The 13,949-nt window shown below is 61.4% G+C and carries 13 protein-coding genes; 1 reads left to right on the forward strand and 12 read right to left on the reverse strand.

Annotated elements, in window-relative coordinates:
* Nucleotides 1-30: 30 nt before the first annotated feature.
* From HU764_RS12820 to benR, 8 genes are all read right to left on the reverse strand, one after another.
* Complete coding sequence (locus tag HU764_RS12820; RefSeq protein ID WP_186681652.1) at nt 31-1,230, reverse strand: benzoate/H(+) symporter BenE family transporter; 1,200 nt, start codon at nt 1,228-1,230, stop codon at nt 31-33.
* Nucleotides 1,230-2,558 carry an MFS transporter gene (locus tag HU764_RS12825; protein ID WP_186702910.1) on the reverse strand — a complete coding sequence of 443 codons (1,329 nt, stop codon included), beginning with the start codon at nt 2,556-2,558 and terminating at the stop codon, nt 1,230-1,232. Before HU764_RS12825 ends, HU764_RS12820 begins: the two co-directional genes overlap by 1 nt.
* 55 nt (nt 2,559-2,613) lie before the next feature.
* Nucleotides 2,614-3,375, reverse strand: coding sequence for a 1,6-dihydroxycyclohexa-2,4-diene-1-carboxylate dehydrogenase (locus tag HU764_RS12830; RefSeq protein ID WP_186702911.1), 762 nt, complete (start codon nt 3,373-3,375; stop codon nt 2,614-2,616).
* A 133-nt stretch (nt 3,376-3,508) separates the two neighbouring features.
* Nucleotides 3,509-4,519, reverse strand: a complete 1,011-nt coding sequence (benC, locus tag HU764_RS12835; protein WP_186702912.1) for a benzoate 1,2-dioxygenase electron transfer component BenC — start codon at nt 4,517-4,519, stop codon at nt 3,509-3,511.
* Between the two features lie 70 nt (nt 4,520-4,589).
* Nucleotides 4,590-5,075, reverse strand: a complete 486-nt coding sequence (gene benB, locus HU764_RS12840; RefSeq protein ID WP_027595427.1) for a benzoate 1,2-dioxygenase small subunit — start codon at nt 5,073-5,075, stop codon at nt 4,590-4,592.
* The gene (gene benA / locus HU764_RS12845; RefSeq protein ID WP_186681659.1) at nt 5,072-6,430 is read right to left on the reverse strand and encodes a benzoate 1,2-dioxygenase large subunit; all 1,359 of its coding nucleotides are present in this window, start codon (nt 6,428-6,430) and stop codon (nt 5,072-5,074) included. The genes benB and benA overlap by 4 nt, the downstream gene beginning before the upstream one ends.
* 83 nt (nt 6,431-6,513) lie before the next feature.
* Nucleotides 6,514-7,422, reverse strand: coding sequence for an RHS repeat-associated core domain-containing protein (locus tag HU764_RS12850; protein ID WP_225935645.1), 909 nt, complete (start codon nt 7,420-7,422; stop codon nt 6,514-6,516).
* 93 nt (nt 7,423-7,515) lie between these two features.
* Nucleotides 7,516-8,472 carry a benABC operon transcriptional activator BenR gene (benR, locus tag HU764_RS12855; RefSeq protein WP_186702913.1) on the reverse strand — a complete coding sequence of 319 codons (957 nt, stop codon included), beginning with the start codon at nt 8,470-8,472 and terminating at the stop codon, nt 7,516-7,518.
* Between the two features lie 421 nt (nt 8,473-8,893).
* On the opposite strand from benR, the gene HU764_RS12860 reads away from it, so the two are divergent.
* Nucleotides 8,894-9,739: an RHS repeat-associated core domain-containing protein gene (locus tag HU764_RS12860; RefSeq protein ID WP_420876189.1), complete on the forward strand. Its 846-nt coding sequence runs from the start codon at nt 8,894-8,896 to the stop codon at nt 9,737-9,739.
* Between the two features lie 39 nt (nt 9,740-9,778).
* On the opposite strand, the gene HU764_RS12865 is transcribed toward HU764_RS12860, so the two are convergent.
* From HU764_RS12865 to HU764_RS12880, 4 genes are all read right to left on the reverse strand, one after another.
* The gene (locus HU764_RS12865) at nt 9,779-10,834 is read right to left on the reverse strand and encodes a GlxA family transcriptional regulator (protein WP_186702914.1); all 1,056 of its coding nucleotides are present in this window, start codon (nt 10,832-10,834) and stop codon (nt 9,779-9,781) included.
* Between the two features lie 137 nt (nt 10,835-10,971).
* On the reverse strand, nt 10,972-12,000 hold the full coding sequence (gene proX / locus HU764_RS12870; protein WP_186702915.1) for a glycine betaine/L-proline ABC transporter substrate-binding protein ProX: 1,029 nt from the start codon (nt 11,998-12,000) through the stop codon (nt 10,972-10,974).
* Nucleotides 12,001-12,057: 57 nt separating this feature from the next.
* Nucleotides 12,058-13,011 carry a glycine betaine/L-proline ABC transporter permease ProW gene (gene proW / locus HU764_RS12875; RefSeq protein ID WP_217835006.1) on the reverse strand — a complete coding sequence of 318 codons (954 nt, stop codon included), beginning with the start codon at nt 13,009-13,011 and terminating at the stop codon, nt 12,058-12,060.
* A gap of 19 nt (nt 13,012-13,030) precedes the next feature.
* On the reverse strand, nt 13,031-13,909 hold the full coding sequence (locus tag HU764_RS12880) for a quaternary amine ABC transporter ATP-binding protein (RefSeq protein ID WP_275970796.1): 879 nt from the start codon (nt 13,907-13,909) through the stop codon (nt 13,031-13,033).
* Between the last annotated feature and the right edge of the window lie 40 nt (nt 13,910-13,949).

Consider the following 13,949-nt stretch of genomic DNA (forward strand, 5'->3'; position numbering starts at 1 on the left):
TTATGGAATAAAGCGCTGGGAACACAGGCATCATGGGGTGCGGCGCATTACCTCCCGCGCTTGAGGCCGCCGCAGAACGAGCAGCGCGTGGGCCAGCAGGCCGAACAGCAGCCCCCAGAACGCCGCCGACAGGCCAAGGAAGGACACCCCCGAAGCGGTGACCAAAAAAGTGAACAGCCCGGCATCTCGCTCAGCAGGCTCGGCGAGGCTGCGTGCCAGGGCTTCGCTGATTGCCCCGTACAGGGCCAGCCCGGCAAGGGCCGCGATCAGTGCCGCCGGAAATGCCGCGAACAGCGACATCAACGTGGCCCCAGCAACCCCAAGCAGCAGGTACAGCACACTGCCGGCAACGGCCGCGACATAGCGCCGGCGCGGGTTTTCATGGGCCTCATGGCCTGTGCACAGGCTTGCGGTGACGGCCGCGAGGTTCAGGCCGTGGCAACCAAAAGGCGCGAGCACGGCGCCACCGATGGCGCTGGCACTGATCAGCGGGCTGGCCGGTGTGGCGTAACCGGCGTTGCGCAGCACCGCCATCCCCGGCATGAATTGCCCTGTGAGGGCCACCAGCACCATGGGCAACGCCAGGCTGAACACCGCCGCCAAGCTGAATTGCGGGGCAATCCATTGCGGCGAGGCCAGTTGCAGCACCAACGCCTCGCTGCGAAACGCCCCGCTGGCCACGGTCACCACGGTGCCCACGCACAGTACGGCGGCCACCGCATAGCGCGGCTGAAGCCTGCGCATCAGCACATAGGTGATGAACATCGCCACCACCAGCAGCGGCTGTACCGGCAAGGCGCGGAACACCTCGATGCCGAAACTGAACAAGATGCCGGCTTGCATGCCGGCGGCAATGGAGCCCGGCAGGCGCGCGATGATGCGGTCGAAGGCCCCGCTGATGCCAATCAGCAGCAGGACCAGGTTGGCCACCAGGTACGCCCCCACGGCCTGCTCCAAGCCGAGTTCAGGCAGGGCCGTGACCAACAGCGCCGAGCCTGGGATCGACCAGGCGATCACAACCGGCACCCGGTAGCGCAGGCTGAGTACAGCGCCGAGCACTCCGCTGCCCATGGAAACGGCCCAGACCCAGGAAGACAGCTGGCCATGGGACAACTGCGCGGCCTCGGCAGCGTGAAAGATGATCACCAATGGGCCAGCGTAGGAGATCATCGTCGCCAGGCAGCCGGCGACGATGGCGGACAGCGAGCTGTCCTTGATCAAGGTTTTCATTACGCTTGCGCCGCCGTGGACAGGCCATGGCGCTTGCCACTGACCAGGTGCACGGCCATGGCCAGCGCGGCAATCGCGCCAGGGATGGCGAACGCGATGAAATTCAGTTGCAACGGCAGGTTGATGCCCATCAGCGCGCCACCCAGCAGCGGGCCGACAATGGCGCCATTGCGGCCAATGCCCGACGCCCAGCCCAGGCCGGTGGAGCGCACCGCCAGGCCATACATCTGTGCCGCGCCGGCATACAGCAGGATCTGCGTGCCGATGGTGGTGGCGCCGGCGATGAAGATCAGCAGGTACAGCACCGGCATCGGGCTGTTCACCCCCAACAGGCTGATCGACAGCGCGGCTGCAATGAAGAAACCGACGTTGACCTTGACCAGGTTGTAGCGGTCGCCCAACCAGCCCCCTAAAATCGCCCCGGCCATGCCACCGAAGTTCAGCGCCAACAGGAACGACAGGCTCGAACCCAGGCTGTAACCCGCGTTGGCCATCAGCTTCGGCAACCATGAACTGAGCGCGTAGACCATCAGCAGGCAGCAGAAGAACGCCAGCCACAGGGCCAGGGTGCGCACGGCCAGGCCGTTGCGGAACAGCTCGACGACCGAGCTGCCAGCCCCCTTGCGGTCGGTTGCCTGAAGCACGTCACCAGGCTGGATGTCGCACGCGGGGTCAAGCTGTTTGAGCAGCTTGCGGGCTTCTTCGGTACGCCCTTTACGTACCAGGAAGCCAATGGATTCTGGCAGGTAGTAGAGAATCACCGGCAACAGCAGCAGCGGTACCGCCGCAGCGAAGAACATCGACTCCCAGCCGAAACGCGGCAGCATGAAAATACCGACGCCTGCCGACAGCATGCCGCCCAGCGAATAACCACTGAACATGATCGCCACCAGCGTGCTGCGCAGGCGCTTGGGGGCGTATTCGTTCATCAATGCCACGGCGTTAGGCATCAAGCCGCCACACCCGAGACCGGCGATGAAGCGGTAGATGCCGAACTCGCTGGGGCTGGTGGCAAAGCCGTTGAGGATGGTTGCCGTGGAGAACAACGCGAAGCAGATGGCGATCCCCTTCTTGCGCCCGATGCGGTCGGCCAGGCTGCCGAATACCAGGGCGCCAAACATCATGCCGAACAGCGCATAACTGCCCAGGGCGCCGGCCTGCAGGGGCGTCAGGCCCCACTCTTTCATGATTACCGGCAGTACCACGCCGTAAATGAACAAGTCATAGCCGTCGAAGATCAGCAGCAGGCCGCACCAGGCCATGACCATCCAGTGGAACGCGGTAAAGCGCGCATTATCGATGATCGGGTGCACGTCAAGGGTTCGCATGGCATCTGTCTCTGTTGTTTTTGTTGTGGAGGAAAACGGTTGCCGGGGGGCTGACTCAGCCGAGGTCGCCGCCCCCTACCGGCAGCGTTACGCCGGTGATGTAGGAGGCTTCGTCGGAGGCCAGGAAGAGGATGGCGCCGACCTGCTCGTCGATGCTGCCGTAGCGGTGCATCAAGCTGCTGTCGAGGGTCTGGTCGACGATTTGCTGGTACCAGGCCTTTTCCTGCGCGCTCTGCTCGGCGTTGTTGCGTGGCACGCGCCGTGGCGGTGCCTCGGTGCCGCCAGGGGCAGTGGCATTGACACGGATACCGCGGCCGGCGGTTTCGAAAGCCAGGCAGGCGGTGAGCGCATTGACGCCGCCTTTGGCCGCGCCGTAGGGCACGCGGTTGACGCCACGGGTGGCGATGGACGAGACGTTGACAATGGCCCCTGCCCCGCGTTCGAGCATGTACGGCAACGCGGCATGGCAACACCACAAGGTGGGGAACAACGAGCGGCGCACTTCGGCCTCGATCTGTTCCACTTCGTAGTGTTCGAAAGGCTTGGCCCAAATGGTGCCGCCGACATTGTTGACCAGGATGTCGAGGCGGCCGAACGCTTCGACCGCAGCGGCCATGACGCGGGCACAATCGCTGTGCAGTTCGAGGTCGGCGGTGAGGGTCAGCATGCCCTCCCCGGCCAATTCGTGGACCAACTCGGAGCGGTCCACCGCCACCACCTGCGCGCCTTCGGCCTTGAGCCGCCAGCACACGCCGCGGCCAATGCCTTGGGCGGCGCCGGTGACCAGGGCGACTTTGCCTTGAAATCTTGTGTTCATCAGTATTTCTCCATGCTGACGCGGACGCTGTGGGAGCGGGCTTGCCCCGCTAGCAGACCCCACGGTGGATGGCACGGGCTGCGCCCGTGTTCGCGGGGCAAGCCCGCTCCCACAAGGGCGGCCCCAAGGAAACTCAGGCCGCGGCGGCGAACTTCTCGTAGTAGAAGTTCGCCGGCGTAATGCCCTGCTCGCGAACGTACTGGCTGACTGCCTCGACCATCGGCGGTGGCCCGCACAGGTACACGTCCACATCGCCGTCATTGAGGTGGCGCGGTTCGATGTGCTGGGTGACATAGCCTTTCTGCGGGTACTGGCTGTCTGGGTTGGCCACGCAGGCGCTGAAGGTGAAGTTTGGAATGCGCGCCGCCAAGGCCTGCAGGCGGTCCAGTTCGACCAAGTCGAAGTCGTTGGTGACCCCGTAGATCAGGTGCAACGGGTACTCGCTGCCCTGCTCGGCGATCTTCTCCAGCATCGCGGTGAACGGTGCCAGCCCGGTGCCACCTGCCAGCAACAGCAGTGGGCGCTGGATCGGCCGCAAGTAGAAACTGCCCAGCGGCCCAGCCAGGCTCATGCTGTCGCCGGCCTTGGCCAGGTTGGTGAGGAAGCTGCTCATCAAGCCGCCCGGCACATTGCGGATCAGGAAGCTGACCTCGCCGTCCTTTTGCAGCGAGCTGAACGAGTAAGCGCGGCTCTGCTCGCTGCCGGGCACCTTGAGGTTGACGTATTGCCCCGGCAGGAACGCCAGCCGGCTCAGCGCCTCGCCCTTGATCGACAGGGCAATGGTGCTCGCCGACAACTGGCGCACGTCGCTGATGGCGGCTTCGAAACTGGCCTGTTCGGTCTTGCACACGTGCGAAGAGGCCGGGATGCGCACCACACAGTCGGATTCAGCCCGCATCTGGCAGGTCAGCACATAGCCTTCGGCGATTTCGTCCTCGCTCAGGGCGTCTTCGATGAAGTTGTCGCCCAGGTCGTAGCGCCCGGACTCGGCCTTGCACTTGCAGGTACCGCAGGCGCCGTCGCGGCAGTCCAGCGGGATGTTGATGCCCTGGCGGTAGGCGGCGTCAGCCACGGTCTCATGGCCAGTGGCCTCGATGAAGCGGGTTACCCCGTCCTCGAAATTCAGTGCGATCTGGAAGCTCATGTTGCACCTCGCGGGCGAGCCTGCCCGCGGCGCGCCATGCGGCACACCGGGCGGCTCGCGTTACCTCGGTTCAGATGTGGTAGATGTCGATGACCTGACGCACGTAGTCGTTCTTCAGGACCACCTTCTTGGCCTTGATCAACGGCTGCTCGCCGCGCAAATCGAGGGTGTAGAAGCTGCTGCCGAAGTAGCTGTCGGTGGTCTTGTAGCGAAAGCTCAGTGTGTGCCAGTTGAAGCGCACCTGGCAGTAACCCTCGCCCTGCTCAACGATCTCGATGTTGCTGATGTTGTGCGAGGTACGGGTGTCCGGCACGGTCGCGCTGGAGCGCTCGGTCTTGATGCGGAACACCCGGTCCTCGAGGCCACCACGGTTGCCGTACCAGATCAGCGAGATTTCGCTTTGTGGGTCTTCGGTGAGGCGGTCGTCATCGTCCCAGGACGGCATCCAGAAGCTGGCATCGGCTGCGTACAGCTCCAGCCACTGGTCCCATTCGGCGTCGTCCAGGTAGCGCGCTTCGCGGTAGAGGAAGTCGCGCACGGTTTCGTAGAGGCTCATTGTACGGCCTCCACGGGGATCAGTTGCTGTTCATCCTTGAGCGCCTGGATCATGGTGTCCTGCCAGTACTTGTGTTGCAGCACGAACAGGCCTTCGTCCTCGGTGCGCACGCCTGACAACAGCGGCTTGAGCTCGATTTCCTGGGCCGCCTCGTCAGCGCCCTCGACCCAGTGGGCAGCGCCGCGGGACATGTCGTTCCAGCCGGTGCCGCCGCCGTAGCCGGTCTGGCACGAGCGGAACTCTTCAAGGTCGTCCGGGGTGGCCATGCCGCTGACGTTGAAGAAGTCCTCGTACTGGCGGATGCGCTTGGCACGGGCGTCAGCGCTCTCGCCTTTGGGCGCGATGCAGTAGATGGTGATTTCGGTCTTGTTCACCGAAATCGGCCGGGCAATACGGATCTGCGAACTGAACTGGTCCATCAGGTACACGTTGGGGTACAGGCAGAGGTTGCGCGAGTTCTCGATCATCCAGTCGGCGCGCGCCTGGCCGTAATCGGCGGCCAGCTGGTCACGTCGCTCGTAGGCCGGGCGGTCTTCTGGGTTGGCCCAACGGGTCCACAGCAGCAGGTGGCCATGGTCGAAGGAATAGAAGCCCCCGCCCTGCTTGGCCCAAGCGCCTGCGCTCATGGTCTTGATCTCGTCACCCGCCTCGCGCTGTTTGCGCTGGTTCTGGGTGGCGGCGTAGTTCCAGTGCACGGAGCTGACGTGGTAGCCGTCGGCGCCGTTCTCGGCGGTGAGCTTCCAGTTGCCTTCGTAGATATACGAACTGGCGCCACGCAGCACTTCCAGGCCTTCGGGCGACTGGTCGACGATCATGTCGATGATCTTGGCCGACTCGCCCAGGTGCTCTACCAGCGGTTTCACATCGGCATTCAAGCTGCCGAACAGAAAGCCCCGGTACGACTCGAAGCGCGCGACCTTGGTCAGGTCGTGGGAGCCGTCGCAGTTGAAACTGTCGGGGTAGCCGGCGTTGCTCGGGTCTTTGACCTTGAGCAGTTTGCCGCTGTTGTTGAAGGTCCAGCCATGGAATGGGCAGGTGTAGCTGGCACGGTTACCGCGCTTGTGCCGGCACAGCATGGCGCCGCGGTGGCTGCAGGCATTGAGGAAGGCATTGAGTACCCCATCCTTGTTGCGCGCGATAAAGATCGGCTGGCGCCCCATGGTCAGGGTGAGGAAGTCGTTTTTGTCGGGGATCTGGCTTTCGTGCGCCAGGTAGATCCAGTTGCCCTCGAAGATGTGCTTCATCTCCAGGTCGAACAGGCGTGGGTCGGTGAACATCTCGCGCTTGCAGCGGTAGATGCCCTGTTCACGGTCGTCTTCGAGCATGGCATTGAGGTAGTCGAATCCCAGGGACATGGCCAGGGTCTCCATTGTTATTGTTCAGACCGGGTCAGGTTAGGGATTCGACGGGTGGGGGACTATCCGGATTGTGCAGAGTGTTATCCAGCTTTGTCGGGATCTCGCACTTTTGGAACCAGCCGTTTGGGGTCATGGAGCCAACTGGTAATACGAGGGATGTCCTCGGCTGCTTTCATTTTAACGTGAAGCGGAGTAAGAAACTTAAGCGCCTCCCATATTCTACGCTGTTGCTCCGCCAGGGGATTGTGAAAGTTGCTCGCTGTAGTCGTTACTTGGGCGTTCGTGCTGAGTGTTTCTCCGTAATTCTTGGACAGTGTTAAAACACTCCCCTCCACCACTAAATAGTCTCCTTTAGACCATATCGGAGCTTCAACAATTCTCTGCAATTGGCTCCCATTATTGCGGCCCAGCTCGTTAACTGTAGCTACAACATCCTCGCTCACAACATGAGAGCGCGCCCGTGAATAATCTGGATTGATAGTATCCCCACTTTTAGTGTTTCCTGTATCAGGCCTAATGCCAGTTTTATTTTGCTTCCGAACGCCCTTATGACCACTGGGATCAGTATTGTTAACAGGGTCCCCACCACAGTATATGTAAGAATTGAGCCCTCCTACACCGAATGGGCTCAGACTGTCGGGGCTATTGAACCTCATCAGAACAGGGTTAAACCCACGGTATCCCTGCCCTAATAAGTAGTGCCCTGTGACGGATACTTTCCGCTGACTGTTGAATCGCAGCAAAGGGGCATCCACGATGTCAGCGTCATGGCCGTAAGGCGTGTACTGAATCGAATAAGACGTTTTATCACCCGTGAGCCCTATGATCGAACCCTGCAGGTCACTTGAGCACATCGCAACTTGTTCATCTTTTTTCTGGGCGAGCACCTGCTCTGCGGCGCGCAACATAGTCGATGCCTGCGTACCAGGATATTTGACCATCGCCAGACCCTCCGGCGAGTAAAAATACAATTGCTGCGACGTAGACATAAGTGCCACCATTTTATCCATGAAGGCAAATGGTGGGTCCGCGCCAATCCGCCCGCAACTGGCAGAAATAACAGGTACGAAGCACGGCTCCGCTTAACCGCGTCGCTTGAAGGTCTGCGATGGCAGCTCACCAAATTGCTGCCGGTACACCTCGGAAAACCGCCCCAAATGCAGGAAGCCGTAATCCAGAGCAAGCTCCGTCACACTCCGCACCCCACACGTGGGGTCACTCAAACACGCCTGCACCCGCTCTAGCTTGCGTTGCCGCACATAATGCTTAGGCGTGGTAGCTAGGTGCCGATCAAACAGCGCATACAGCGACCGCACGCTCATGCAGGCCTGCTCCGCCAGCACCTCAGCCGACAGCTCCAGCTTCAGGTTGCGCTCGATGTAATCCAGAATCCGCTCCAGGCTAGCCGCCGGTGCACTCAGGCTTTCGCGCCGAATGTTGGTGCTCATCAAGGTCAGCAGTTTGCTGGCCACAATCTGGCTGTAATGCCCCTGCACCCGCGGCAACGACTCATTCACCTCGGCTTCATGGCACACCATCGCCAGCAGGTTTACGAAGCCGTCCAACTCTTCCAGCCGGTAGTGGTTACGCAGGAACCGCACGCCGCCATCCGGGCGATGCCAGCGTTGTTCTTCGCAGATCGAATCGAGCAGCCGGGTCGGCACCTTGAGGATAAATTTCTCGCAGTCTTCCGAGTAGGTCAGGTCAACCGGGTCGTCCGGGTTGATCAGCAACAACTCGCCCGGCACCAAGTGATGCTCACGCTGGGGCCCGCGCCACAGGCAGTTGCCGTTGAGCAACACTTGCAAGTGGTAGATGGTTTCCAACGCGGGCGAGGTGACGCGCACGCTGCCGCCGTAGCTGATGCGGCACAGGTCGAGTTCGGCGAATTTGCGGTGGCTGAGGCTGGCCTGGGGGTGGGTGGTGCGCGACAAACCGATGCAGTGCTGGCCCACGTGCTGGTTCACATAATCGGACACAGCATAAGGATCGGCGTGGTGAAACACGCTACTGCGCTCGCTCAGCAGGCGGCTTTCCATAGGCAAGGCACTCGGTTTCGTTATTGTTCTAGTCGCCGCTTCCTACAGCCTTGTGGGCTGTGGTTGCGGTCGTCACGGTCATTCTATCGGCCCGGTTACGGGTCGCGGGGGCAGGCGACAACCGGTGGTTAGGTACACTACAGCAAAAAGGCGGGGGTTGGGCAATGTGGCGATGGGATTGCATGGGCGGATAGCGGACAGGTCGGATGCAGCTAGTGTTCGCTTATCGAACAGTATTTTCCTGTGCTGGCCTCTGTACAGGGCTGCGAAGGTCTCGAGGGCCGAGGAAGACGCTGTGTGGGTTAACCCGCGAAAAGGCCGGCACAGGCAAAGGTAAATGCAGCTACCTGGTATTTCTGCTAGTTGTTAGCACGCTTACAACAAGTGACAATTCGGAGCTATCTATCTACGAGCGCGAGTGTTGCTGGGTATTCTGATGATTAATACAAAAACCGGTTTCACCTTGTTGGCTACCAACAGCCAAAACTCGATAATAATCGCCTACGCACAAGGGAAAACTGGCCTTGTAAATTATTTGCCCTTTGGGTTCGCCCTCGCGCCTTCTCAGATGCCCATCCGACTTAAATTTACAGGCGAGCAACAAGATCCAATAACAGGCTTATATTTATTGGGAAATGGCTACCGCTCGTTCAGCCCAGCCTTGGGCAGATTCGTTTCTCCCGATAAAGTAAGCCCATTCGGGAATGGTGGTTTGAACAGCTATGCCTATTGTAACGGCGACCCGGTCAACTTGGTTGACCCAGAGGGACGGGCGGGCGAGCCAAACGCGCTAGTTCCAAATGAGCTACTCGTGCTTCGCAGCCGGGCAATTCAACGAACCCGTCACGACCCAAACAGAGCGGCCAACAGGAGGCACGCCGTTCCCGCGGCGTCAGCTGATCGAAATCCTGCGCCTCTACAGGCTCCAGTGGCTCCAGTGGCGCCCGAAGCGAGTGCAGCGCAACGCGCGATCAATATAGGTGGAGCCCCGGCTGCCGCACCTAATCCACAAGATGTGCTGGACAACTACGTCATCTCTTCAATAACGCTATTGCAAGCGAACAGACAGGGCTTTGGCAATCCTCAATCACCTAACCATGCCAACTACCGGACCTTGAGAAACCATGTTCAAAGTCTTGCCGCAGAGAATACCCAGATGCTAGCTCAAGAGTTGCCAGAATATATGTCAGATCTGACCCATACGCTCCTGAGACATGCCGACGGAGCCTTGACCATCAACAATATGCAAATCAGGGCAGAAGAGTGACAAGGCACATTCATGGCTCATGGCGCGGAACGCAACCTTTCAATGCACCGCCACTTCCTGCCGCCCTGCCCACCCCTGGCTCCTCGCCCGAAACTGGCGCGGCGCAACGGCGAACAGCTCACGAAAACGCCGGTAGAAATGCGGAAAACTGACAAAGCCGCTGGCCACGGCCACTTCGGTCAAAGACTTGCTGGTGTGTTGCAGCAACTGCCGGGCATGGGTCAGGCGCAATTCCAGGTAGTAGCGCGGCGGTGTCGCCTGTACATGGCGGCGGAACAGCCGCTCCAGGTGCCGACGCGACAAGCCTGCATGTTCGGCGATTTCGTCGATGCCGATCGGGTCTTCGATATTCGCATGCATCAGCTCAAGGGCCAAGCGTATGCCCTTGGGCAGGCTGGGGTCGATGTCCGCTGCAGTGGCCGGGGCATCGCTCATCACCCGTGCGCGATCGCAGGCCAGCATCTGCTCCACCGCCCGGCGCAACCCGTTGCCACCCCTGTGTTCGAGCAAGGCCAGCATCATGTCCAGGGCACTGCTAGCCCCTGCGCAACTCAGGCGCCGACCGTCCAGCACATGGGCTTGGCGGCTGACACGTACCTTGGGGAACAGCTCGCTCATCATCGCCCGGCCATCGGGGTGGAAGGCGCAGTCGTGGTCATTGAGCAGGCCCGCTTCGGCCAGGAAGTAGGTGCCGTTCCATAGACCACCCAGCTGGCAGCCATGCTGGTCGGCCTGGCGCAGCTTGGCGCGCAGCAGCGGTGCGCTTTCGAGGCGCACCCGAAACCCACCGCATACCAACAGGGTATCTAGCACCTGCACATCGAGTTCGGCCAGTGGCGTGTTGACCGGCAAAGCGATGCCCAGGTCGCTCATGACCTGTGCTCCATCACCCACTACCTGGATTTGGAACAGTGGCGTGGCGCTCATCAGGTTGGCGGTGACCAGGGTGTCCATGGCCGCAGTAAAGGCCATCATGGAGAAATGCTCACGTAACACGAAGGCGACGCGTTGGCACGGCATCGACAGCGAGGTACGGCCTGAGGTGTCCAGGTGGGCCAGGTTGGCGTTCTTGAGGGTGCTTTCGAAATGGTTCATGGCTTTGACTCAACTGCAAAAATCGCGTTGGCTTCTTCGCGAGCAAGCGCGCCTACAGGCAGCGCGCAAACCCAACGCTGGCACGAACCCTGTGGGAGCGGGCTTGCCCGCGAAGAAGCGCTCACCGATGGAACAGGTTACTTGCTGGCCTGTGTCGCCGCCGCGAGCGACGCTTGCAGCCACGCGTCGAACTGCTGGCGATGCGCCGCAACCCATTCTTTGGCATGGCGGGTGATGTCAGCAGGTTTTTTCTCACCTTGCTGCATCTTGAGGTTCTGCGCGCTCTCGTCCGCCGTGGTGATCTGCATCAGCGACAGGAACTTGGTGGCTGCCGGGTTTTCCTGGGCGAATTCCTTGTTCAGCACCGCCTCTACCTTGTCGACCGCAAAGCCCAGGTTCTTGCCCTTGTACATCGTGTCGACATCGTTGTTGCCATCCGGCAGGTCGGTCTTCGGTACTTCCAGCCAAACCACGTCCTTGTCCTCAACCAGCACGGTGGAGATCCACTGTGGCACCCAGGTGAAGTACAGGATCGGCTTGCCTTCCTTGTAGCGGGTGATGGTGTCCGCCATCAGCGCGAAGTACGAGCCTTGGTCGACGTGCACGCTGCTGTCCAGGTCATAGGCTTTGATGTGGTGCGAGATGATCAGCTCGCAGCCCCAGCCAGGGTTGCAGCCAGTCAGGTTGGCCTTGCCGTTGCCGTCAGTGTCGAACAGCTTGGCGATCTCCGGCTTCTTCAGGTCGGTGATGTACTTGATGTGGTACTGCTCGGCGGTCTTCTTGTCGATCAGGTAGCCCTGCAGCACGCCAGGCATGATGTCGCCGGCCTTGACCATCACGTCATCGCCGCCGGCCTGCTGGTAGAACTTGTCGTGCAGCTTGTCCCACAGGTGCACGGTGAAGTCGGCATCGCCGTTGGCCAGGGCCACCATCATCACGCCGTACTCGGTTTCCTTAGGCTCCTGGACCTTGTAGCCCAGCTCGCGCAGGCCTTCCATGGCGACTTCGCCGCGGAAGCGCTCTTCGGCGATGGAGGGGAAGATCGGCGTTACCTTCACGCCCTCGCCCGGCTTGTCGGCCGAGGCGTTGGCGCACAGCGAGGCGATTACCAGGGCCAGCGCGCTGGCGCCTTGCAGGATGCTGCGGGAGAACTTGGATTCCAACATCGTCGCGTACCTTCTTCTGGTTTTTATGTCGTGTGCGGCAGTACGAATGTGTTTGCGTCAGCCGGTCTTGCGCCGCCCTGCAGCGTGCCCTGAGCCGCATAGGCGCAGCACCGCACCCACGGGCCCGGTGTGGTACCAGCGCAGGCTCGGGTCGGCATTGGTGCGCGCGCCCATGGCTTGGGTCAGGCGGTCGAGGAAGATCGCCAACAGCACCAGCCCCATGCCACCGACGGTGGCCAGGCCCATGTCCAGCCGGCCGATGCCGCGCAGCACCATCTGGCCCAGGCCGCCGACCGAGATCATCGAGGCGATCACCACCATCGACAGCGACAGCATCAGGGTTTGGTTGAGCCCGGCCATGATGGTCGAGGTGGCCAGCGGCAGCTGCACGCGGGTCAGCATCTGGCGCGGCGTGCAGCCAAAGGCGCGGGCCGCTTCGATCTTGTCTTCCGGCACCTGGCGGATGCCCAGGTTGGTCAAGCGCACCAGGGGCGGCAGGGCAAACACGATGGTCACCAGCACACCCGGCACGTTGCCGATGCCGAACAGCATCACCACCGGCACCAGGTAGACGAACGCCGGCAGCGTCTGCATCGCATCGAGCACGGGGCGGATGATGCTTTCCAGGCGGTTGCTGCGGGCGCAGACGATGCCCAGCGGGATGCCGATCACCGCGCAGAAAAACACCGAAGTGAGCACCAGCGCCAAGGTGGTCATCGACTCCGACCACACGCCGATCAGCCCCAGCAGGGTCAGGGTGACGAAGCACAGCAGCGCCATGCGCTTGCCCGCCAGCTGCCAGCCGAGCAAGGACGACAGCAGGATGCCGATGGTGGGAGGGATGCTCTGCAGGGTGAACTCGATGCCGTTGAGCACCTGGTCGATCGGCCAGCGGATGGCGCGAAATACCTCACGGAAGTTGTGCACGAGGAAGTTGAGGGTAGCGGTGACCCAGTCGCCCAGGGGGATGGTGGCCGCCTGGAACGGGTCGAGCAGGCTGAATTCGGACATGGGGCAAACCTCGCGGGGGTCAGTGGCGGCTCAGGGACTGCAACGGCGTGCTGTTGGCCAGGCTAGAACACTGGCAGCGGCTGTTGAAGGTCTTGAAGAACGCGCGCACGTAATCGTTGGCCGGCTGGTTGATCAGCTGCTGCGGGGTGCCGATTTGCACCACCCGGCCGCCCTCCATGATCGCGATGCGATGGCCGATGCGGATGGCTTCCTCGATGTCGTGGGAAATGAAGAGGATGGTGCGCTGCTGCTCGGCCTGCAGGCGCATCAGCTCGCCCTGCATCTCGTTGCGGATCAGCGGGTCGAGGGCCGAGAAGGCTTCGTCCATCAACAGGATGGTCGGGTCGTTGGCCAGCGCCCGTGCCAGGCCCACGCGCTGCTGCATGCCGCCGGACAGCTGGTGCGGGTAGCTGTGCTCGTGGCCGGCCAGGCCGACCTGGCTCAGCGCCTCGCGGGCACGGCGGTGGCGTTCGGTTTCAGCAACGCCGGCGATTTCCAGGCCGAAGGCGGTGTTCTGCAGCACGCTCATGTGCGGCATCAAGGCGAAGGACTGGAACACCATGCCCATTTCCTTGCGGCGCACATCGAGCAGGGCTTTATCGGACAGGCCGGTAATTTCGCGGCCGTTGAGGTGAATGCTGCCGGCGGTGGGTTCGATCAGGCGGTTGAACAGCCGCACCATGGTCGACTTTCCCGAGCCCGACAGGCCCATGATGACGAAGATCTCGCCACGTTTGACGGAAAAGCTTGCATCGAACACGCCGACGACATGGCCGGTCTTTCTGAAGATTTCGTTCTTGTCGGCGCCCTTGCGGAGCATCTCCATGGCCATGTTCGGGTTGGGGCCGAACACTTTGAAGATGTTGTTTACCGAAAGAATCTCATCGGCATGGCTCATACGACCCTCGTTATTATGCTTATTAACCAATCTATCAACA

The sequence above is a fragment of the Pseudomonas kermanshahensis genome (genome assembly GCF_014269205.2).
GTDB classification, from domain to species: domain Bacteria; phylum Pseudomonadota; class Gammaproteobacteria; order Pseudomonadales; family Pseudomonadaceae; genus Aquipseudomonas; species Aquipseudomonas kermanshahensis.

Excerpts from the sequence above, each read along its gene's own strand:
- HU764_RS12820 (WP_186681652.1), bottom strand. The coding sequence starts at position 1,230 with ATGAAAACCTTGATCAAGGACAGCTCGCTGTCCGCCATCGTCGCCGGC.
- HU764_RS12825 (WP_186702910.1), bottom strand. The coding sequence starts at position 2,558 with ATGCGAACCCTTGACGTGCACCCGATCATCGATAATGCGCGCTTTACC.
- HU764_RS12830 (WP_186702911.1), bottom strand. The coding sequence starts at position 3,375 with ATGAACACAAGATTTCAAGGCAAAGTCGCCCTGGTCACCGGCGCCGCC.
- benC (WP_186702912.1), bottom strand. The coding sequence starts at position 4,519 with ATGAGCTTCCAGATCGCACTGAATTTCGAGGACGGGGTAACCCGCTTC.
- benB (WP_027595427.1), bottom strand. The coding sequence starts at position 5,075 with ATGAGCCTCTACGAAACCGTGCGCGACTTCCTCTACCGCGAAGCGCGC.
- benA (WP_186681659.1), bottom strand. The coding sequence starts at position 6,430 with ATGTCCCTGGGATTCGACTACCTCAATGCCATGCTCGAAGACGACCGT.
- HU764_RS12850 (WP_225935645.1), bottom strand. The coding sequence starts at position 7,422 with ATGTCTACGTCGCAGCAATTGTATTTTTACTCGCCGGAGGGTCTGGCG.
- benR (WP_186702913.1), bottom strand. The coding sequence starts at position 8,472 with ATGGAAAGCCGCCTGCTGAGCGAGCGCAGTAGCGTGTTTCACCACGCC.
- HU764_RS12865 (WP_186702914.1), bottom strand. The coding sequence starts at position 10,834 with ATGAACCATTTCGAAAGCACCCTCAAGAACGCCAACCTGGCCCACCTG.
- proX (WP_186702915.1), bottom strand. The coding sequence starts at position 12,000 with ATGTTGGAATCCAAGTTCTCCCGCAGCATCCTGCAAGGCGCCAGCGCG.
- proW (WP_217835006.1), bottom strand. The coding sequence starts at position 13,011 with ATGTCCGAATTCAGCCTGCTCGACCCGTTCCAGGCGGCCACCATCCCC.
- HU764_RS12880 (WP_275970796.1), bottom strand. The coding sequence starts at position 13,909 with ATGAGCCATGCCGATGAGATTCTTTCGGTAAACAACATCTTCAAAGTG.